Source organism: Gottfriedia sp. NPDC057991 (genome assembly GCF_042886615.1).
Lineage (GTDB): Bacteria > Bacillota > Bacilli > Bacillales > Bacillaceae_G > Gottfriedia.
Map to the genome: position 1 here is coordinate 1,877 of NZ_JBHVQN010000007.1, position 22,428 is coordinate 24,304.

Annotated in this window: 18 protein-coding genes, 2 pseudogenes and 2 other annotated features; of the genes and pseudogenes, 4 read left to right on the forward strand and 16 right to left on the reverse strand. The window is 34.9% G+C overall.

Annotated elements, in window-relative coordinates; genetic code table 11:
• Positions 1 to 525, reverse strand: a pseudogene (locus ACFVR2_RS20815) (hypothetical protein); the annotation flags it as partial.
• A gap of 562 nt (positions 526 to 1,087) precedes the next feature.
• Between ACFVR2_RS20815 and ACFVR2_RS20820 the strand changes: the two are divergent.
• Positions 1,088 to 1,768 (forward strand): annotated as a pseudogene (locus ACFVR2_RS20820) (hypothetical protein); the annotation flags it as partial.
• Between the two features lie 778 nt (positions 1,769 to 2,546).
• Here ACFVR2_RS20820 and pheT read toward each other — a convergent pair.
• The 3 genes from pheT to ACFVR2_RS20835 form a co-directional block, all read right to left on the reverse strand.
• Positions 2,547 to 4,961 carry a phenylalanine--tRNA ligase subunit beta gene (gene pheT, locus ACFVR2_RS20825; RefSeq protein WP_387366216.1) on the reverse strand — a complete coding sequence of 805 codons (2,415 nt, stop codon included), beginning with the start codon at positions 4,959 to 4,961 and terminating at the stop codon, positions 2,547 to 2,549.
• 18 nt (positions 4,962 to 4,979) lie between these two features.
• Entirely contained in the window at positions 4,980 to 6,014 is a 1,035-nt protein-coding gene (gene pheS / locus ACFVR2_RS20830; protein WP_387366219.1) for a phenylalanine--tRNA ligase subunit alpha, read from the reverse strand.
• Between the two features lie 62 nt (positions 6,015 to 6,076).
• Positions 6,077 to 6,324: a binding site (T-box leader), on the reverse strand.
• Positions 6,325 to 6,459: 135 nt separating this feature from the next.
• Positions 6,460 to 7,209 (reverse strand): TrmH family RNA methyltransferase, encoded by a 750-nt coding sequence (locus tag ACFVR2_RS20835; RefSeq protein ID WP_387366221.1) that lies wholly within the window; start codon positions 7,207 to 7,209, stop codon positions 6,460 to 6,462.
• Positions 7,210 to 7,312: 103 nt separating this feature from the next.
• On the opposite strand from ACFVR2_RS20835, the gene sspI reads away from it, so the two are divergent.
• Complete coding sequence (gene sspI, locus ACFVR2_RS20840) at positions 7,313 to 7,522, forward strand: small acid-soluble spore protein SspI (RefSeq protein ID WP_387366224.1); 210 nt, start codon at positions 7,313 to 7,315, stop codon at positions 7,520 to 7,522.
• A 67-nt stretch (positions 7,523 to 7,589) separates the two neighbouring features.
• On the opposite strand, the gene ACFVR2_RS20845 is transcribed toward sspI, so the two are convergent.
• From ACFVR2_RS20845 to ACFVR2_RS20855, 3 genes are all read right to left on the reverse strand, one after another.
• Complete coding sequence (locus ACFVR2_RS20845) at positions 7,590 to 9,329, reverse strand: glycine betaine ABC transporter substrate-binding protein (protein ID WP_387366227.1); 1,740 nt, start codon at positions 9,327 to 9,329, stop codon at positions 7,590 to 7,592.
• A gap of 4 nt (positions 9,330 to 9,333) precedes the next feature.
• A complete protein-coding gene (gene proV, locus ACFVR2_RS20850) occupies positions 9,334 to 10,536 on the reverse strand; it encodes a glycine betaine/L-proline ABC transporter ATP-binding protein ProV (RefSeq protein ID WP_387366230.1) in 1,203 nt (400 codons plus the stop codon).
• 806 nt (positions 10,537 to 11,342) lie between these two features.
• The gene (locus ACFVR2_RS20855) at positions 11,343 to 12,428 is read right to left on the reverse strand and encodes a M42 family metallopeptidase (protein WP_387366233.1); all 1,086 of its coding nucleotides are present in this window, start codon (positions 12,426 to 12,428) and stop codon (positions 11,343 to 11,345) included.
• Positions 12,429 to 12,636: 208 nt separating this feature from the next.
• Between ACFVR2_RS20855 and ACFVR2_RS20860 the strand changes: the two genes are divergently transcribed.
• Positions 12,637 to 13,707, forward strand: a complete 1,071-nt coding sequence (locus tag ACFVR2_RS20860; protein WP_387366236.1) for a nitric oxide synthase oxygenase — start codon at positions 12,637 to 12,639, stop codon at positions 13,705 to 13,707.
• Between the two features lie 128 nt (positions 13,708 to 13,835).
• Entirely contained in the window at positions 13,836 to 14,657 is an 822-nt protein-coding gene (locus tag ACFVR2_RS20865) for an MBL fold metallo-hydrolase (RefSeq protein ID WP_387366239.1), read from the forward strand.
• Between the two features lie 182 nt (positions 14,658 to 14,839).
• On the opposite strand, the gene rplT is transcribed toward ACFVR2_RS20865, so the two are convergent.
• From rplT to ACFVR2_RS20910, 9 genes are all read right to left on the reverse strand, one after another.
• Positions 14,840 to 15,196, reverse strand: coding sequence for a 50S ribosomal protein L20 (rplT, locus tag ACFVR2_RS20870; protein ID WP_025568430.1), 357 nt, complete (start codon positions 15,194 to 15,196; stop codon positions 14,840 to 14,842).
• Positions 15,197 to 15,238: 42 nt separating this feature from the next.
• A complete protein-coding gene (rpmI, locus tag ACFVR2_RS20875; protein WP_025568429.1) occupies positions 15,239 to 15,439 on the reverse strand; it encodes a 50S ribosomal protein L35 in 201 nt (66 codons plus the stop codon).
• A 23-nt stretch (positions 15,440 to 15,462) separates the two neighbouring features.
• Entirely contained in the window at positions 15,463 to 15,966 is a 504-nt protein-coding gene (gene infC / locus ACFVR2_RS20880) for a translation initiation factor IF-3 (protein ID WP_387366242.1), read from the reverse strand.
• 74 nt (positions 15,967 to 16,040) lie between these two features.
• Positions 16,041 to 16,167 (reverse strand) — a sequence feature (ribosomal protein L20 leader region).
• A gap of 132 nt (positions 16,168 to 16,299) precedes the next feature.
• Positions 16,300 to 17,133, reverse strand: a complete 834-nt coding sequence (gene ytxC, locus ACFVR2_RS20885; protein WP_387366245.1) for a sporulation protein YtxC — start codon at positions 17,131 to 17,133, stop codon at positions 16,300 to 16,302.
• A 111-nt stretch (positions 17,134 to 17,244) separates the two neighbouring features.
• Entirely contained in the window at positions 17,245 to 18,180 is a 936-nt protein-coding gene (gene dnaI / locus ACFVR2_RS20890; RefSeq protein WP_387366248.1) for a primosomal protein DnaI, read from the reverse strand.
• A gap of 14 nt (positions 18,181 to 18,194) precedes the next feature.
• Entirely contained in the window at positions 18,195 to 19,625 is a 1,431-nt protein-coding gene (locus ACFVR2_RS20895; protein ID WP_387366251.1) for a replication initiation and membrane attachment family protein, read from the reverse strand.
• Between the two features lie 36 nt (positions 19,626 to 19,661).
• Positions 19,662 to 20,132, reverse strand: coding sequence for a transcriptional regulator NrdR (nrdR, locus tag ACFVR2_RS20900; RefSeq protein ID WP_025568424.1), 471 nt, complete (start codon positions 20,130 to 20,132; stop codon positions 19,662 to 19,664).
• A gap of 329 nt (positions 20,133 to 20,461) precedes the next feature.
• Positions 20,462 to 20,848 carry an adenosylmethionine decarboxylase gene (gene speD / locus ACFVR2_RS20905; protein ID WP_088013420.1) on the reverse strand — a complete coding sequence of 129 codons (387 nt, stop codon included), beginning with the start codon at positions 20,846 to 20,848 and terminating at the stop codon, positions 20,462 to 20,464.
• Between the two features lie 493 nt (positions 20,849 to 21,341).
• Positions 21,342 to 22,361, reverse strand: coding sequence for a glyceraldehyde-3-phosphate dehydrogenase (locus tag ACFVR2_RS20910; RefSeq protein ID WP_387366254.1), 1,020 nt, complete (start codon positions 22,359 to 22,361; stop codon positions 21,342 to 21,344).
• Between the last annotated feature and the right edge of the window lie 67 nt (positions 22,362 to 22,428).

The following is a 22,428-nucleotide window of genomic DNA, read 5'->3' on the forward strand; positions in this document are numbered from 1 at the left end:
GCCTGTTGCTCCTGCTGGACCTGTTGCTCCGTCTGCTCCTGCTGCTCCCGCTGGGCCTGTTGCTCCTGCTGGACCTGTTGCTCCGTCTGCTCCTGCTGGGCCTGTTGCTCCCGCTGGGCCTGTTGGGCCTAAAACAATTACAGTTGGTGCTGTTGGTCCCATCGGTCCCATAGGCCCCATTGGTCCCATTGGCCCCATTGGTCCCATCGGTCCCATATGACCTCGCTTACCTCTCTCTCCGTCGTCTCCGTCTTTACCTCTTTTTCCTCTATCCCCTTTTGGTCCAGTTGCGCCTGTTGCTCCTGTTGGACCAGTTGAGCCCATTGGGCCAATCGGGCCAATCGGGCCAATAATAGACTCTGTTTGCATAGATTGTTGAGAAGAATCGGAATTTGTTGGATCTATATTTTGTGTAGTATCCGGTTGATTTGGTTCTTCTGATGGTTCTGTGTTTTGTGTAGTATCTGGTTGATTTGGTTCTTCTGATGGTTGTTGTGATATTGGTGGAATTGGTGGTAGTGGCAAAAAAATACACCTCTCATAAAATTTTAATTGTACATTTTATTGTATAAAAAAAGGACAAATTGGTTCATTATTATCAAAAAAATGAGTCAAAAAACATGTACAAATTAATCATTATTTCAATATAATAATTTTCCTTTCAAAAAATAAAGTGCTTTTTTACAAGCCAGAATAAATGAATTTATATTGAAACAATTTTTTATTTATATAATATTTTTCAAAAATAATTTATATTCGCCCAAACGCCTCAATGGCTTGTCTCATAAAATAACAAGAGTACTAGAAGGTGGTGAAATTATTGAGTAAAGAAAATAAATGCAAGAAATGTGATCACGACCATGATGATTGTAAATGTAAATGCAGGAAATGCAAACATAAAAATTGCAAATGCAGAAAATGTGATCACCATCACGATGATTGCAGATGCCGTGATAAATGCAAGAAATGTAATCACGACCATGATGATTGCAGATGTGATGATGATAGATGTAATGATTGTGGAAAAAGAAATTGCGGATGCAACGTAAAGCAAAATGTAAACGTTTGTGTAAATGTAGAAAATAATGGTGCTACAGGAACCGGACCGGCGGGAGCTACCGGCGCTACTGGTGCTACTGGTACTACTGGTACTACTGGTGCTACTGGTACTACTGGTCCAACTGGCGCTACTGGTGCTACTGGTGCTACTGGCGCTACTGGCGCTACCGGTGCTACTGGTGAACGTGGTGCTACTGGTGCTACTGGCGCTACTGGCGCTACTGGTGAACGTGGTGCTACTGGTGCTACTGGTGCTACTGGCGCTACTGGTGCTACTGGTGCTACTGGTGCTACTGGTGCTACTGGTGCTACTGGCGCTACTGGTGCTACTGGTGCTACTGGTGCTACTGGTGCTACTGGTGCTACTGGTGAAAGAGGTGCTACTGGCGCTACTGGTGCTACTGGTGCTACTGGCGCTACCGGTGCTACTGGTGCTACTGGTGAACGTGGTGCTACTGGTGCTACTGGTGCTACTGGTGCTACTGGTGAACGTGGTGTTACTGGTGCTACTGGCGCTACTGGTGAACGTGGTGCTACTGGTGCTACCGGTGCTACTGGCGCTACTGGCGCTACTGGCGCTACTGGTGCTACTGGTGCTACTGGTGCTACTGGTGCTACTGGTGCTACTGGTGAACGTGGTGCTACTGGTGCTACTGGTGCTACTGGTACTACTGGTGCTACTGGGCCGACAGGCGTATGTGAATGTACTCCTATGTATGCAAGTTTTTACAATACTAATTCTCAAGGTAATATACCAACAAATACACCAGTATCTTTTAATAATGTGGGACTTAATTCTGGAGATTTCGCCCTTATTGGAGGAGATACAATTACAGTAATGAGCACCGGAGATTATTTAATTAACTACAGTGTGATTTTTAGAAATATGGGTGGTACAGGCTCACAACCAATTGAAGGAGCTTATGCAATATTCAGTGGCTTAACTCCAATATTTACCATGGTACAAGGCAGCGAATTTGGAACTGGAGTAGATCTCCCTAATAGTCCAATGACAAATTTACAAATTAATGGCGAGGTAATGATACATTTCACAGCTGGTCAACAATTCCAGCTTAGAAATATTGGTGCTACCCCAGACCATTTAGCAAACAGTGTTGATGGTGCAAGTGTAAATAGTGCTGCACTAAACATCGTTAGACTAGATATTTAGTGATTCAATAAGAGTATTATTATTGATATTAACTTATTTATCTGATTAAAAACTCTTCGATAGTAGACAGTAAAAAGCTATACCAGTCTACTTTGAAGGGTTTTTTATTTATTTATTTATTTATTTATTTATTTTTTTGAAAAGATAACCTTACTGCTTCACCTGCACCTAAATTTTGAACAGTTGTATAAAAATAGGCAAATCCTGGTATACCTGCACCAGTAAACCCAGTAGCTCCTGCGGCACAAAAAAAACCAAGTCCTCAAAAAAAGAACTTGGTTTTTATCATTTTCAATTATTATACTACATTAATTATTTACCCACGTAACTGAGCATTATGTGTTTCCTCTACTGCTTTTAATACTTTTGAATGAGCTTTAGTTACTTCTTCATCCGTCAAAGTACGTTCTGGATCGAAATATGTTAATGAGAAGGCAACTGATTTTTTACCAGCTTCCATCTTATCACCTTCGTATAAATCAAAGATTGTAGCATCCTTTAGAAGTCTTCCACCAGTTGAACGAATTGTAGATAAAATATCACCAGCAAATACTTTCGAATCAACTACTAATGCCATATCTCGGTTCATTGATGGGAAACGAGGAATTGCATTGTATAAAATATCATCAAATTCAGTATTTAATAGCTTTTCAAGAGTTAATTGGAATACATACGTTTCTTTCAGATCCCACTCTTTTTGAGTAACGGGATGAACTTGACCGATAAAACCAATTTCTTCTCCGTTTAATAAAATACTTGCAGTACGTCCTGGGTGTAATTCTTCTTTCTTAGCAGCAAGATAAGTTATTTTATTTGATAAACCTAATTCATTAAATAAACCGTCTAAAATACCTTTTACAACATAGAAATCCACAGCTTTTTTCTCGCCTTGCCATGCATGTTGCAACCATAAACCAGTTAATGCTCCTGCTAAATATTCTTCTTCATGTGGAAGATCGTTCTTTTCCTTTGTTAAGAATACAGAGCCTGTTTCAAATAATTGAACGTTTTCTTCTTTACGTGCAACATTATATGCAATAGCATCTAATAAATGTGGTACTAAACTGAAACGTAGCTCACTGCGTTCTTCACTCATAGGTAATGCTAAACGTACAGGTTCTGCATCTACTGTTTCTAGTGCAAAGCGTTTTACTTTATTATTGCTTGTTAAAGAGTACGTAACAGCTTCGTAAAGACCTGCATGCTGTAAATACTGACGAATTTTTCTACGTTTTGCTTGATATGGTGTTAATTGTCCACGACTAGCAACACCCGTTGGTAATGTAGCAGGAATATGATCATAACCATATAGTCTTCCTACTTCTTCAACTAAATCTTCTTCTATTGAAAGATCACCACGACGACTTGGAACAGTAACTGTAAATACTTCATCATTCCCGGTAGCTTCTAATCTTAAGCGACGGAAAATATCTTTTACTGTCTCAGCATCAATTGATGTACCAAGAACACCATTAATCTTACTTACAGAAACTGAAACTTTTTTAGCATCTTCAACTAAATTGTCGGCAATTACAGTGCCTTCTACAATTGTTCCACCAGCTAGTTCAGCCATTAACTGAGCAGCACGTTCAGAAGCAGGGAATGTACGAGATGCATCAATACCTTTTTCAAAACGAGCACTTGAATCGCTACGTAAGCCTAGGTCTTTTGAAGTTTGGCGAACACTTTGACCTCTGAAAACAGCTGATTCAATTAAAACATCCACAGTTTCCGTATCAACCTCAGTACTTTGACCGCCCATTACACCTGCAACTGCTACTGCTTCTTTCTCAGTTGCGATCACTAAATTATGTGGCTGTAATGTGCGCTCTTCACCATCAAGCGTAACGATTTTTTCGTTTTCTTTCGCATGACGAACGATTATTTGATTACTATTTAATTTATTAAAATCAAACGCGTGTAAAGGTTGACCATACTCAATTAAAATATAGTTCGTAATATCAACTACATTATTAATTGGACGAATACCAGCACTCATTAAACGAGCTTGCATCCATAATGGAGAAGGACCAATTTTTACGCCTTTAACTAATTTAGCACTATAATATGGTGCATCTTCTTTTGATTCAATTGAAACTGAAACATAATCAGCAGTTGTAGCTGATTGAGCGCTAATCGATGGAAGTTTCACGTCACGATCTAAAATCGCAGCTACCTCATAAGCAACACCAATCATATTTAAGCAATCAGCACGATTTGGTGTTAATCCAAGTTCTAATACTGCATCATCACGATATAGTACGTCTAATGCATCTGCCCCTACTTCCGCATCACTTGGTAAAACGAAAATTCCATTTGAGAATTCTTTTGCAACTACTTTGCCTTCAATTCCTAATTCTTGAAGAGAGCAAATCATTCCTTCAGAAACTTCACCACGTAATTTTGCTTTTTTAATTTTAAAATTCCCCGGTAAAACAGCGCCTACCTTTGCCACGATCACTTTTTGACCTTTAGCAATATTTGGTGCGCCACAAATAATTTGTACTGGTTGCTCTTCACCAACATCAACAGTACATTTTGATAATTTATCTGCCTCTGGATGTTGTTCACGTTCCATTACATAACCAACAACAACATTTTTAATTCCTTCTGAAAGATGATTAACACCTTCAACTTCAATACCTGCTTTTGTTATTAATTTTGCAAGTTCGTCTGGTGTAACACCACTTAAATCAACGTATTCTTGTAACCATTTTGTTGATACAAACATGTTTTGTCCCCTCCTACCTTACATTTGTTGGAATTGCTTTAAGAATCTTATATCGTTCGTATAGAAATGACGAATATCATCAATACCATATTTTAATAATGCAATACGTTCTGGACCCATACCGAAAGCAAATCCTTGAACTTCTTTTGGATTATATCCAGCCATCTCAAGTACGTTAGGATGTACCATTCCTGCACCTAAAATTTCAATCCATCCAGTGTGCTTACACATGTTACAGCCTTTTCCTCCACATTTCATACAAGAAATATCCATTTCTACTGAAGGCTCAGTGAATGGGAAGAAGCTTGGGCGTAAACGAATTTCACGATCTTCACCAAACATTTTTTTCGCAAAAAGTTGTAAAGTTCCTTTTAAATCACTCATTGAAATGTTTTCACCAATTACAAGACCTTCGATTTGCATAAATTGATGAGAATGTGTAGCATCATCGTCATCACGGCGATAAACTTTACCTGGACAAATTATTTTAATTGGTCCTTTTTCCACGTTTGCTTCCATTGTTCTAGCTTGAACAGGTGAAGTATGAGTTCTCATTAATGTTTCTTCAGAAATATAGAATGAATCCTGCATATCACGAGCTGGATGACCTTTTGGTAAATTTAATGCTTCGAAATTATAATAGTCCTTTTCTACTTCTGGACCTTCTGCAATTTCATATCCCATTCCAATAAATAAATCTTCAATTTCTTGAATAACCGCTCTTAACGGATGAGCTCCACCTGCATGCACTGGTCTTCCCGGAAGTGTTACGTCAATTGATTCACTTTCTAATTTTTCATTAATTGCATTATGTTCTAATACAACTTGTTTTGCTTCAAGTTTTTCTTGGATTGCCGCACGTACTTCATTCGCAACAGCTCCCATTTTTGGACGCTCTTCAGGAGATAAATCCTTCATTGCTTTCATTGCTTCAGTAATCGGACCTTTTTTCCCTAGATAGGCAATTCTTATTTCATTTAATGCTTTTAAATCTTTTGCTTCTTCTATTTGCTTAATCGCTTCTGCTTGTAAAGAAACTAAACGCTCTTGCATGAATAATCCTCCTATTCAATTTCAAATTCATAAATTTAAACATAAAAAAACCTCGCTCCCAAAAAAGGGACGAGGATTGATCGCGGTACCACCCTAATTAACAGTTGTTATTTTACGCAAAATTAACTGCTCACTTCATTCATATAACGATCTACTTAGATAGACCGAGTCGCCTTTACATTAAAAAATGGTCCCGGCGCTAGCTCAAGAGGTGAATTCAATTTGGTCTACTATAAAAGTGCTTACAGTCTACGGCACCTTTTCCCTAAAATAGAGATTCCAATTTACTACTCTCTGTCAAAGCTTTTTATGTATTAAATTTTCTTAATTAATTATATTGATTTTTTTCAATTAATGCAACTGCTCAACATAATTATTTACTAAATGATTTGAATCATTTTTACTGACCTAGAAAGCTAAAATGGCTTCTATCATTTTCTATGCCTCACAGGCTATACATCAGAATACCTGCTGCAATTCCAACATTTAATGATTCAGCTTTACCATAAATCGGTATATATAAATTTTCATCAGTTAATGAAAGTAATGTTGAATTCACACCTTTACCTTCATTTCCTACAATAATGGCAAAACGATTTGAAGTTTTTACTTCATTAAATGGTTTTGCATTTTGAAGAGAAGTTCCATAAACAGTTATTCCCTTTTCTTTTAAATTTGAAACTGCTTCGGCTAAATCTCCTCGTAAAATTGGTAAATGGAATATTGATCCTTGCGTAGATCGAATTGTTTTAGCATTATATAGGTCACTCGTACCTGAACCTAAAATAACTCCATCAAAACCAGCAGCATCCGCTGTTCGAATCATTGTTCCAACATTACCTGGATCTTGAACCTCATCAATTAATAATAATTTTGACACTTTCCCAAAATCGATTCTTACATAAGAAAATTCGATAATTGCAAAAATGCCTTGCGTCGTTTCTGTTTCACTTAATTCCTTACTAACCTCTTTAGATATATAAGTAATCTCCAATGACCCTATTGAAAAATTAGAAGGCAGATCGATTTCTTCACTGATTAATAAATGAAGGATCGGTGCATCATGCTTAATTGCCTCCTCCACTAAATGAAAACCTTCTACAATATATTGTTTAGCTTTATCTCTTCCTTTTTTTGTATGTAGCTTTTTCCAAGCCTTTACAGAATTATTTTGTATGGAATCAATTTGTTTCATAAGTTTCCTTTACCTTTCATCGTATATCATATCGTTTATCATACATAAAATCGTTTCCGTTTACAAATACTACATAAAGCTTAATATGAAAGGAGAATTCAAAATGAATTTTAATATTCGCGGTGCAGTTCTTCACAATATTTCAGGTAATAAAAGTGATCAATTAGAAGCAACAATTGTAGATGCTATTCAAAGTGGTGAGGAAAAAGTATTACCAGGTTTAGGTGTACTTCTCGAAGTTTTTTGGAGTCACGCTACTGAAGATCAAAAGCATGAACTACTTACAGTATTAGAAGATGGAGTAAGTCAGTAATCTAATGTTAAAACATAGAAAAGGACTAACTAAAGTAATTAACTTTTCGTTAGTCCTTTTATTTTGGCTATTTCGTTTTACCTTTCAAATCATCGATCGAATTAATCTTCATATATTCTGGTACGACTAAGCCTAATTTTGTCCCTTTTAAATTCGGTCCAAGATCAACCAATTGTTTTTTGTACTCATTCATGTAATCTTGATGAGTTGTCGGAAGCCAAGCTGCGACCATTGCATCTGCACTTCCATCTGAGATACCAGCAAACATCGGTCCTGCCTCAACTTGTTTTAATGTAACGTCATAGCCTTGGTTTTTAAGTACTTTTCCAATCACATTTGTACTGGCAACTTCAGATTCCCATGAAACATAAACGAGACTAATTTTTTCGCCCTTTCCTTTTGAAGCATCTTTCGTCCAATTATTTACTTGATCTTGATGCTTTTTGATCCATTTTGCCGCTGCATTCTCAGGTTTCGCACCTTCTTGAATATCACTCATAACTTCTTCCATATCAGAAGGTTTCCATGAAAAGTTATCTAAAATCTTGTACGCACCAGGAGCGTCTTCTTTTAATCCTTTTCTAACCACTGTATGAATTTCTTCATCCTTACCAAATGACCCTTTTGGATCTTCTAAATACTTTAATTTATATTTTGAAAACATCCAGTGGGGTGTCCATCCTGTAACGATTATAGGTTCTTTATTTTCATACGCTTTTTTTAATTCAGCAGTCATCGCTGCAGAAGAACCTTCTTTTAAAGTCCAATCCTTTAAATCGTAATCCTTCATCGCTTTTTCAGTTGCTTTCATTAATCCTGCCCCTGGATCGATTCCGGTAATCTCAAAATTAACTTGAGAACCTATTTTATTTGAAGCTGTTTTTTGATCCTTGCCACCTGCAAAAGCAACTGAAATGGCCGAAATACAAAAGATTAATACAGTAAATCCATAAACATATTTTTTTGCAATTTTTTTCCCATAAGCAGGTTGACGAAGATTTTGAGAAATTCGATCCAGAATAATAGCAACGATAACAATTGATATTCCTGCCTCGAAACCCTCACCTACTTTAATCTGAGTTACAGCACGATAAACTTCTGCACCTAAACCTGGCGCGCCTACTAGTGATGAAATAACTACCATCGATAATGCAAGCATAATACTCTGATTTATACCAGCTAAAATTGTAGGTGCTGCTAATGGTAGCTGCACTTTAAAGAGTCTTTGCCATGTTGTTGATCCAAAAGCATTTGATGCCTCTATTAAATCATTTGGAACCTCACGTATACCTAAATTCGTTAATCGTATTGTTGGTGGTATAGCAAAAATGACAGAAGCTAAAATACCAGGAACTACGCCAATTCCGAAAAAGAGAATTGCTGGTATTAAATAGACAAATGCTGGCATTGTTTGCATAAAGTCGAGTATTGGTGTAATCACTTGTTTCACTCGATCATTTTGCGACGTCCAAATCCCTAAAGGAATTCCAATTACAACCGTAATAACGATTGATGATAAGATCAATGCTAACGAATCAACTGTAGCATCCCAAAGTCCTAGATTATCTATTAATAACAAGCCAAGTAACGTAAACAAACCAACTGTCCACCTACTTGTATAAAAAGCAAGTAATGAAATTAATATTATTAGAATAATTGATGGGCCAAGTCCTAAAACTTTAACAAGGTTATTTAAAAGGGTTTCTGTGATGTTGGTTATTGCGCCAAATAGAGGATGGAAAGTTTTAATGATCAAATCGACAATTTTATCAATCCAATCTGCTAACGGAATTTTTGGAATACCCATATATTTAACCTCCCTTTATATTTAAATCGTCTGTTTTACCCGCTAAAGCACCGATAACTGCTCCACGGATAATAACGCCTTTTAATCGATTATTTTCATCTACAACAGCTAATGGAAGAGCAGAAGTTGCAAGTGCTCCAATTACATCCGTTAATAAAGTATCTTCACTAACAGACACAATGTCCTTTTGCATAACTTCCTCTACCGATTTATTTTTAATAAGAGCATTTGAAGCGTCATCAGCATTAATGGCTCCAAGTAGCTTTTGTCTACGATCGACTACAAATATACTAGAATACCCTTGATCTCTCATTATTTGTAAAGCTACACGTGGTCCACGGTCAGGCGTAATTCTTTCAGCACGCTTCTGAACATGAGCTGCAGTTAATACTTTTGATAAGTCTACATCTTCTACAAATCGTTCAACATACTCATTGGCTGGATTTACCATAATCTCTTCTGGCGTACCAATTTGCATGATGTTACCATCCTTCATTAGAGCAATTCTGTCTCCAATTCGCAAAGCCTCATCGAGGTCATGCGTAATAAAGATAATTGTCTTTTTCATCGTCTCTTGCAGTTCTAATAATTCGTCCTGCATATCTTTACGAATTAATGGATCGAGCGCGCTAAACGCTTCATCCATTAATAAAATATCCGTGTCACTTGTTAGTGCCCTTGCAAGACCAACACGTTGTTGCATACCACCACTTAATTGTGATGGGAATTGATGCTCATATCCTTTTAAGCCAACTATTTCTAATGACTTCATAGCTTTTTCTGTTCTTTCTTCTTGTGAAATATTTTGTATTTCTAAACCATATTCTGTATTTTCAAGAATTGTCTTGTGCGGGAACAGAGCAAAATTTTGAAAAACCATACTAATTTTTTTACGACGAACATCTCTTAACTGTTGAGGATTCATTTTTACAATATCTTCATCGTCTATCAAGATTTGTCCTGTAGTTGGTTCAATTAATCGATTGAGCATTCTAATCAAGGTCGATTTACCACTACCTGACAGTCCCATTACAACAAAAATTTCACCTGGGAATATTTCAAAGCTTGCATTATTTACCCCGATTGTTGAGTTAGTCTGCTCTAATATTTGCTTTTTTGAATATCCCTTCTCTAGTAACTTTATGGCGTTCTTTGGAGACTTACCGAAAACCTTTGTTACGTTTTTCACTTTAACTTTCGCTTTCATTAACTCACCTCAAAACTTTATATTTATTTTGCTTTTCCATATTTTAAATAAGGTTTCCCTTATAAAAAAAAATCAGCCAAGTACTAATTAAGTCTTGGCTCCTTAAGAAACTCCATTTACAAAATTGGAGTCTAAATTTTATTAATTAGCTTTAAAAATTCCCTAAGAAACCATTTTTCCAATTCTATTCCCGAGTAACCTTATTTGAAAAGCGTGCATTCATGATAACAATAAGATATGACAAAACTATTTCAAACTAGTTATAGGAATAATACAATTTGTTTCAGTTTGATAACGTTAAAGACGGAAAAAGTGGAAAAATCAGGTTGGGCAGGTAGGTAGAAGAAGCAAAAAACCATCTATAAATCAGGGTTTTTTCACGCTGTTGAAATCAATCATGTCAATTATTTACCAAATTTTCGTAAAAGGAGATTAGTGAGGTTGATTTCCACTACAGGGTGCTCGCTTTCCATCAGGCGAGACCTGAGCCTCCTTGGGAAGCCTGTGGGGTCTTTAGCCTTCCCGCTTATCCTATAGGAGTCGATCACTATCCGCTCCAATCAACTTATTCATCAAATAATGGTTACACTAAAAAACTAAATTAATATCCTTTACTAGAAGTAACATAAAAGCTTAATAAATTTGTAGGACATTTATGACCGAACATCAACTGGTTCATGAGGTACTATAACGGCTAAATCCTGGTATTTTGTTACTCATAAGGGGTTACATAAAAATGCAAAGATGTAGGCAATTCAATTTAAAACTACAAAAAAATCCCTCAATAAATGAGGGATTGATTTTTCTTAGTTATATGTTAAACGCTCTACTGTATCGCGGTCTAATCGTTTGATTACTTCTACGATTAATTTAACTGTGTTTTCATAGTCATCACGATGAAGGATACCAGAATGAGAATGAATATATCTCGTTGGAATTGTAATTGCTAATGCTGGAACACCTCTCATTGTAATATGCATTGAACCAGCGTCAGTTCCTCCGCCAGGCATTGATTCATATTGATATGGAATTCCAATTTCATCTGCTACATTTACTACAAATTCACGTAAATCTTTATGAGACACCATTGATGCATCATATAAAACGATTTGAGGGCCTTTGCCTAATTTGCCTTGTGCTTCTCTTTCAGATACACCTGGCATGTCACCTGCAACACCGACATCTAATGCAAAACCGATATCTGGTTCAATTTTATATGTAGATGTTTTCGCACCACGAAGTCCTACTTCTTCTTGTACTGTTCCAACTCCAAATACAATATTTGGATGTGCCTGACCTTGTAATTGTTCTAAAACGTCAATTGCAATAGCACAACCGATACGATTATCCCATGCTTTTGCTAATAATAATTTTTCGTTTTTCATCGTCTGGAATTCAAAATATGGAACAACTTGGTCTCCAGGACGAATGCCAAATTCTAATGCCTCTTCTTTACTTGAAGCACCGATATCAATAAACATATCTTTAATGTCTACAACTTTTCTTCTAGCTTCTGCACTCATTATATGAGGCGGCTTCGAACCAATAATACCTGTAATATTACCTTCTTTTGTTGAAATGGTAACACGCTGAGCAAGCATTACTTGTGACCACCAGCCACCAATTGTTTGAAAACGTAAAAATCCTTTGTCATCAATTTGAGTAACCATAAATCCAACTTCATCAAGATGTCCAGCAACTTCAATTCTTGGACCATTTGGGTCTCCGGTTTTAACTGCTATTAAGCTTCCTAAATTATCAGTTACAACCTCATCAGCAAGTGGGGTAATATATTTTCTCATTACTTCACGTGGTTCATGTTCAAATCCAGCTACGCCGTTTGCATCAGTTAGTTCTTTTAACATTTGTAACTTTGCATCTAAAGTAGACAAACTCATCCATCCTTTTTTTAATTAAGATTATGTACATATAACATTATACAATTTGGGATTCCCTTTGACAAAATTTTTAGATATTTCCTCAACCCTCGAATTAAAACATATAAATTTTATATTAATTTTCTCCAAATTATTTGTGGGGTATAATAATGAAGCTTACAAATTACTATTAGATTTTTAAATTAACCATCTGGAGATTAATATGATAACAACTTCCGCTTTATATAAAGAAGCATTTTCATTTATATCACAATGCTATAAGGAACTCGATAAATCCGATCAAATAGAAAAACGATTAAAAAATATCGAAGCCGAGATTCGAAATACCGGTTATTACACTCATACTTATGAGGAATTAGAGCACGGTGCGAAAATGGCATGGCGCAATAGTAACCGCTGTATCGGTAGACTATTTTGGGATAAGCTTCATGTTTTAGATGCTCGCCATATTAACGATGGTAAAAGTATAGAGCACGAAATATTGCATCATATAAAATATGCTACAAATTCAGGTAAGATTCTCCCTACAATTACAATTTTCAAACCAAATCTAGGAACAAATAATTCTCTTAAAATCCATAATCACCAGCTTATACGATATGCTGGCTATGAAACAGAAAATGGAATAATTGGGGATCCGAAATCGATCGAGTTTACTAAGGAATGTGAGAATCTTGGTTGGAAAGGAAATGGTACTAACTTCGATATTTTGCCCATAGTTTATTCCTTAGACAATCATGAACCAAACTATTTTACGATTCCAAATGAAATCGTACTCGAAGTACCAATCGAACATCCTGAATATGATTTTTCCTCTCTAAATACTAAATGGTATGCTGTCCCGATGATATCAGATATGATTCTAGAGATTGGTGGTATATCTTATAGTGCTGCACCATTTAATGGATGGTATATGGGAACTGAAATCGGTGCTCGAAATTTTGCTGATGAAAATCGTTTTAATCTGTTGCCTAAAGTAGCAAAAATTATCGGCCAAGATACAAAAAGAAACAGTACACTTTGGAAAGATCGTGCACTAGTTGAATTAAATATTGCCGTTTTATATTCATATAAAAAAAATGGTGTTAGTATTGTTGATCATCATTCTGCTGCACAGCAATTTCTTCAATTTGAAAAACAAGAAGAATCAAGTTGCCGTGAGTTAACAGGTAATTGGAAGTGGTTAATTCCTCCTATGTCGCCTGCTACTACTCATGTATTTCATAAGCGATATGCTGATACGATCATTACGCCAAATTTCTTTCCAAGATAATCATTGATATAGCTTAAACCTTATTGAACTGACACATTTGTAGTTAATTCATTAAGGTTTTTTCTATTATTTGATACAATATAAAGTATCAACATAATTTTCTAAAAATTATATAAAGGAGCAATTCAATGATTTTATTTCAAAATGACAATATTACAGTATTTCAAAGTGCATTATTTCAAACAAACTCAACCGTTGTAACAACCGACGATTGTATCATTATTGTGGATCCAACTTGGTTACCTCACGAAATAGATGAGATAAAGGAATTTGTTGAATCAATTAAAAATGAACGTCCAATTTATTTATACTTTACACATGGAGATTTTGATCACATTATAGGTTATTATGCATTTCCTAACGCTAAAACTATTGGTAGCGAAAATTTACATAACCATCCTGAAAAGGATAATAAACTAGCAAAAATCCGTCAATTTTACAATGATAATTACATTAATCATGCCCGGCCAATACAATTTCCAAAAATTGATTTCATTATTAGTGAAGATGGTCAGGAAATTAAAATAGGACAGACAACATTAAGATTTTATCATTCTCCAGGGCATACTAAAGATGGCTTATTCCTCTATATTGAAAATTTAGGAATATGGATTACAGGGGATTATTTATCTGATTTTGAACTTCCGATTGTATTTGATAGTGTAAAAAGTTATTACAATACTTTAGACAAGGCAGAGGAACTGATTAGTAAATTTGAATTCTCATTGTTAGTTCCAGGCCACGGTCAAGTTTCATCAAATAAAGAAGAGATTGCTACTCGAATTGAGCTAGGTAGAAGTTACTTAAAAAGACTTCAAAGAGCTGTACAGAATAATGATGAGGCAGAAATAAATTTATTAGAAAAAGAGTTTTCATTTCCATCTGGTTTCACAAAATATTGTCATGAATCCAACGTACATAACATGAAAAAAGAATTTAGTTTCGTTTAAAAAATCTATTCATATAAAGAAAACTTGCCGATTGGCAAGCCTTAAGGCGAAGACAGAGGTTTAGTTGCACTTATACTTTATTCCTAAGATTGGATTCCACGTCGAATTAACTTCCTCGTTGCCAATTTATACTTTAAAGTGAAAAAAATCCTTAACAAATGTTAAGGATTTTTTAAACGAAATTATTTTAAGTTAGCTTTTGCAGCGTTTGCTAATTCAGCAAATGCTTTTTCGTCAGCAACAGCTAGGTCAGCTAACATTTTACGGTTAACTTCGATACCTGCTAATTTTAATCCGTGCATTAAACGGCTGTAAGAAAGTCCGTTCATACGAGCAGCCGCGTTGATACGAGTGATCCATAATTTACGGAAATCACGTTTCTTTTGACGACGGTCACGGTAAGCATACATTAATGATTTCATAACTTGTTGGTTTGCAACTTTGAATAATGTATGTTTAGAACCGTAATAACCTTTTGCTAATTTAATAACCTTTTTACGACGAGCGCGTGTAACTGTACCGCCTTTAACTCTTGGCATATTGTTTCCCTCCTAGATATCTATCTAATACGTTTATCGTTCTTATTTCATGTTTGTAAGCATAAAGCGGATACGTTTGAAATCGCCTTTGCTTACTAATGAAGCTTTACGTAATTTACGTTTTGCTTTTGTAGATTTGTTAGCGAATAAGTGGCTTGTGTATGCACGACCACGTTTTAATTTACCAGATCCAGTCTTTTTAAAACGTTTTGCTGAACCACGGTGAGTTTTCATTTTAGGCATATCGTGTTTCCTCCTCAAATAAATTACTTTTCGTTTTTAGGTGCTAAGACTAAGAACATACTACGACCGTCCATTTTTGGGTGTGACTCAACAGTTGCAACTTCTGCACAAGCAGTTGAGAAACGATCAAGTACTCGTTGTCCAATTCCCTTATGCGTAATAGCGCGTCCTTTGAAGCGAATAGACGCTTTAACTTTATCGCCTTTTTCTAAGAACTTAATTGCATTACGAAGCTTTGTGTTAAAGTCATGTTCATCAATTGTAGGACTTAAACGAACTTCTTTCATGCTAATAATTTTTTGGTTTTTACGGCTCTCTTTGTCTTTCTTTTGTTGCTCGAATCGGAATTTTCCGTAGTCCATAATACGACATACAGGTGGTTTTGCCGTTGGTGCTACCATCACTAGATCAAGATTAACATTCGAAGCTAACTCAAGAGCCTCTTGTTTTGTCTTGATTCCAAGTTGATCTCCGTTAGGACCAATTAATCGAACTTCACGAGCACGAATTCCATCGTTTACCATCATGTCTTTGCTAATAGTAAAACACCTCCAAGGTATTGTAAGAATGATCTTAATTTGTATCGTTGAAGCAATCATAACCCAACAAAAAAGTGTGGGTATATAAATACACCCACACTGACAGTATCAAAGTAATTAATGATTCTGTTACCTGATAACAACTTGTAGCGTCATCCAGGTGAGAAGCGGGTGCTTCTTCTTCAACAAATAAGTATTCTTTTCTTTCGTTACTATAACATAGCGACATGATGTTGTCAATATTCGTATGCTTTGTTCGCAACGAAATTTATTATATCAAAGAAACTTATTTATGACAATGCTTTTTTAAATTATAAATTTTCATTTCAATTTTTCCTGTGAAAACTCTTGTAATGTATGTATTAGGACTCGTTCTTGAAAGATATTTTGAAGTGTAATAATTAATGAAATATCGACTGATGAAGTGTATAAATGAATTCTTTTAGGTGCAATTGCCGTTAAAGGCAAAATTAATTCATTATCTATATATTCCCTATTTTCCACTTGTTTACCATATTCTTTTAATACATCTTTAGTAAGTGGTAAAAACAGATGATCATAAACGCTAAACTTCCCGTCAAACACTATATGCACATGAGGAATAAGCGCATCCGTTTTAAGTACCTGCTGTCTTAGACTCTCAATAAGATTCTGGTATTCGTTTTCTAACTTGTACTCATCTATTGCAATTTCACAAACATAGGCTAACTGCTTATAATATTCCTTCAAACGAAATGTAATAAATGAATCGAAGCTAAAATTTACTCCATCTTTTAAATACTCAGAAAGTGCATATGATACTAAATTTTTACTTCTACGAATTTTTTTCTGGTTTGGTATGCTTCTTCTAGTTCCTCTTAATAATGATTGTGCAATAGGTATGATTTGACTTTGCTCGTCTTCCTCATAGAAAAAAGATGTATGTAAAATGGATTGAATCCATTTATCTTCTTTTTGAAGTAAAATAAATTGTACTAGTGTCGGAACTAAAATACTTTTTATTAAATCTTCAGTGTTTTGAGGAAATGTGATTAAAATTGTATTGATTTTGTGTCTTCTTAAAATGTATGGTCTCGATTGCTTTTTTAAGCGTTTTTGTAATCGTTCGTAGACATAAGCTGCATTAATGGGTTCATTGAAAAAAATTTCAATCACCCTGTTCCCCCCTTTCTAGCACCACCTAGTCCTATATATATTAAAGAAATAATTAAAAAATGACGCAAAATCACTTAGTAATTTGTGATTTTACGCCATTTTTTGATTTTTTTATGAATGTCTTAAATTTGAACCTGAAATTTTAACTGGTTTGGCTAAAAATTTAACACGATCTACAATACGTGCTGCTTTAACCCTTTCTTCTTCTCCACGTTGAGAATACGTTAAGTGATGCTCTAATTGACTTAAATCAGCATTAGATGTAAAGAAGGTTGGCAATTTTTCTAGCATACGGTATTGAAGAATTGTACCTAATATTTCATCTCTTGCCCAACTAGACATTTGCTCTGCACCAATATCATCTAACATAAGAACTTCCACTTTTTTTACGGCTTCAATTTTTTCCTCTAATGTGCCTTCACTAATAGAGCTTTTTAGTTCACGTAAAAATTCTGGTAAATAAACGAGCATTGAAGTTATTTCTTCCTCTGCTAGTTCATTTGCTATAGCGCCAAGAATAAATGTTTTTCCAACCCCAAATGGACCATGTAAATATAAGCCTTGAGCCATTTTTCCTTTTTCATAGTTCATAATAAACTGTCTAGCTGCAGAAATTGCTTCAAATCGGCCAGGGTCTTCTAATGACAAGTTTGACATAGAAGCTTGAAGAACATCCTTTGGCAAGTACATGCATTTTATCAATGACTCATGTTTTTTGCGTTTATCATTTTTCACACCATTTGGACAACGATCATATTGAACATCGATGCGTTTTCCTTGAATAATCAAATGAGGATGATAACCATGCACCATATTTTTACACTCATTAAAAGATGGGCAATCTTCACAATTTACACTTTGTCCAATATACTCATATAGCTTAACTAGGCTACTATCAATCATTTGATCCGTAATTTCATCTTTATGCTCAGCTAAAAATGAAATAATTTTTGGGTGACTACGGACTTCTTGTCGCATTTTTTGAAATGTGTCCTGGAATTGTTTATTTTTCATTAATGCTCTAAATGCGTTTTGAATAGGTTCCATTAGCGTCCTCCCATTTAACGTTTCTTTTTATTTTTAAACATTTCTAGTTCTTTTTCTAATCGTTTTCGTTCTTCATCTATCGAAGAATCATTTTGGTTATTGATTGTTGCTGGTGCAGTCGGTGATTCATTCGACTCACTCGATTGAAGCCAGTCAGGTACAATCTCAGTTCGAATTGTTTTATTTCGTCTATTACTTGAGCGAGCTTTAGCAGCAGTTGCACTCTGTTTAGTTTCTTCAAACTCTTTACGTGCAAGATCCATAGCCTGTTTAACTGTTGTTACACCTTTTCTCGCCCAATGACTTGCTATCTTAATTACGTAATTTCTAGAAAGCTTTTTATCTAAACGGATCATTACATAGTCAATTAACACATTTGCGACTCCAGGTAGAAGCTTTTGATCAATCATAATCTCTTCGATAATTTTTAAATCAGCTTCACTTGGTTCAGCTCCACCCGATATCTCCTTAAGGTATTGACGAGGAGAAATTGTTTCGAAGCAATGAATTAATTTTTCTTCTTGAGTTGATGGCTGCTCATTAACCATTTGTCTATGCTGAATAGGTTGAACCTTTTCAACAATCATAGGCAGAGCTTCATGATGTTGGAATTGATACCAGTCTCTTGCTTCAATGCGAAGAGTTTCAATATTGATTTTATTATCTTCATTTAATGAGCGCATTACAATCGTTTTCATTTGAATTGGATTTATTCCATATAAAAATGCAAGTTTTAAAATTGTTTCTTTTACCTCTGTAGTAAATGCTCTTTTTGGAACAAACGAATCCGAAAGTCCATCTAAAAATAAAGCATAGTCAAACTCTTCCATTTTGACAGATATTTTAATTGGCTGATTGTCTTGTAAAATTCTATTATCAATTGACGTAGATAGATCGTTACTTTGCTGAATTTCATTTAATTGTTCAACTGTAATAGCTTGGAATACCGAATCAAATGAACGTGAAATCTCACGAAACCCTTCTTTCGAAAATGCTTGTCTACTAAAAAAGGTTTTAGTTCGTTGATATTGTGTTTTTCCAATTGTTTTAAACAGAAAGATATTTAGGATAGGGTCTTCGAAAAAAGAATGAGGATCTAGCGGAGATTGAAGCTCATATAGAAGCTTTTTTGTACCATTTTCAAATCCTTCATAAACTTTAAGTAAGCCGATTCCTTCAAGGATTAATCTTTGTTCATAAATTGATTTTAAATTACTTTTCATGCCAAGCATTAAAGAATGATGTGTTAGCGTATTAGGATTAAGGTCCGTTTGCTCACATTCACTCCAAAGTGTCATATATAAACTTAAAGCTGGACTACCAATTATTGGTTGATACAACATCGTTAATACTTGCCTATGAAAATTATGTAAATACCCAGCTGCCATTACAGTATAAGGATCCGCCGGTAGAACATCCATCCAATGTTGCTTATCAATAGACATTCAAACATTCCTTTCTTGTATCAAAAGAGCGAAGTATTATTCGTCTTTACCTCGCTCTTTGTTAATTAAATCTTTTAATTCATCAATGAATACATTAATATCTTTAAATTGACGATAAACTGACGCAAATCGTACGTATGCAACTTCATCAACTTTAGATAAATGCTCCATCACCATTTCACCTAGAACTTCACTCGGAACTTCTGATGTGCCACTATTTTTTAGTTCTTTTTCAATGCTATGAATAATGTCTTCTAGCTGAGATAAAGAGACAGGGCGTTTTTCACACGCTTTAATCAGTCCCCTTAACATCTTATCTTTACTAAATTCTTCACGAGCTCCCTCTTTTTTTACAACTAAAATAGGATTATCTTCAACTCGTTCAAAAGTTGTAAAACGATGCTGACATTCTTCACATTCACGTCTTCTTCTAATTGAGCGACCTTCATCAACTGGTCTACTATCAAGTACTCTTGTCCCATTAAAGTTACACGTTGGACATCTCATCGTTATAGTTCAACTCCAAACACTTAATTGTTTAAACGTATTATTATAACTCTATACTATAACAAATTCAAAATAAACTAAAGTTTATTTCATAAAAGTCATAAAGCCTATTTTTCGTCTTGAAGATCGAAATATCATTATTTCAATTTAATGCAAATATTTTTTACTATGTAAAGCTAGTTCATTCTCCAAAAAGAGTATTGAAAACTAGAATGTTTAAATCATCTGATTCCGCACCATATTTAACCTCAATGAGGCATTATGCCATACCTTTTAAATCAATTAAAAAACAAAAAAGAGAGATGAAAAATCACCTCTCTCAATTCTCTTTAGTTACCATTTACAACTTTTACATTATCAACTTGAATGGGACCCATTCCTCTTGGTAGCTCAACGTTTTCGCGAGTATCAGCTTCTAAAGCTTCAGCGATAAAGTTTGCAGCTACATTCGGATCAATTCTATCACCGCAAGTGTAAACATCAATACTTGCATAACCATGCTCAGGAAAGCTGTGAATAGTTAAGTGTGATTCTGAAATGATTACGACACCACTAACGCCATGAGGAGCGAACTTGTGAAAAGCAACTTCACGAACTTCTGCACCAGAGCGTAACGCAGCATCAACAAAAGTTTCCTCAATAAATTTCATATCATTTAATTTTTCTGTATTACAACCCCATAATTCTGAAATGACGTGACGACCCATAGTATCCATATTCATTTCCCCCTTAAAATAATTTGTCATGACCTCTATTGCGAAAGTATGATCAACTACCACGGGGGAAAGTTAGTCCAAAGAGGTCCTAACCCTTTAAGTAATTAGTTATACTTTTAGAAGTTCACGAAAGTTAGTATACTTTTTTTAAATTTGAATTGCAAGATAAATTTTATTTTTTTGTTATTTACTAAATTAATTGTGATGAAAATGCGTCAGGCAGATCTGAAAACGCGGGATTGACAAGAAAAGCAGGTTACACAGAAGCCATGCCTTTTAGGGGGATGTTTAACTTTTTCTGGTCTTAAAATTTTTTTCTAACCTTAGTTCAACAATCTTCTTTCATAGATATTAAGTCATACTTCACCCTTTTATGTAGTCATAATTTCACATTATTACTTAATATGTCATACAACTTCAAAAAGACTAACCAGATTAACTGGTTAGCCTTTTGTATTCGTTTACATTTTTTTATAAGTAGAATATTTATTGATTAAACAGTTTCAAGCTTTTTTATTTTAGATGCAACGATTGACACTAAGTCAACTACGCGTCTTGAGTAGCCCCACTCATTATCATACCAAGCTAATACTTTAACTTTTGTACCATCGATTACCATTGTAGAAAGAGCATCGATAATTGCAGAGTGTGTATTTGTATTAAAATCGATTGATACTAATGGCTCGTTACAATATTCGATAATTCCGTGCATTGAACCTTTAGAAGCTGTTTCAAACACTTCATTAATTTCTTCAACAGTTACTTCTCTCTTTAAGTCTACAACTAAGTCAACAAGTGATACGTTTGGAGTAGGAACACGTAAAGCCATACCATGTAACTTGCCATTTAAATGTGGAAGTACTTTAGATAATGCTTTTGCTGCACCTGTAGTTGTTGGAATAATTGATTGACTGCAAGCACGTGCACGACGTAAATCTTTATGTGGATTATCAATATTTTTTTGATCATTTGTAAATGAGTGAACAGTTGTCATTAATCCATTAACAATTCCAAATTGCTCATCTAATACTTTTACAACTGGCGCTAAACAGTTAGTTGTACAAGATGCGTTTGAAATAATGTGATGATTTTCTAGGTCTAATTTATCATCATTCACTCCAATTACTACTGTGATATCTTCATTTTTACCAGGTGCTGTTAAAATTACTTTTTGAGCTCCAGCAGTAATATGCATTTTTGCTTTTTCAGCATCATTAAATTTTCCAGTTGCTTCAATTACTATATCAACATTTAGCTCGTTCCATGGAAGTAACTCAGGATTTCTTTCACTAATTAATTCCACACGCTTACCATCAACGATTAAATGATCTGCATTTGCAATTACTTCACCATCAAACTTGCCATGAACTGTATCATATTTAATTAAGTGCGCTAAAGTTTCAGAAGGATAACTTGCATTAATTGCAACGATATTATAATCTCCATTTTTAATTGCTTGACGGAAAACCATGCGTCCAATTCGACCAAATCCATTTATTGCTACATTTACCATAAGTAAACCCCCAATTAAGTTATACTGTTTATTATATCCCTGCAATTAGTATAACACATAAGTTGGA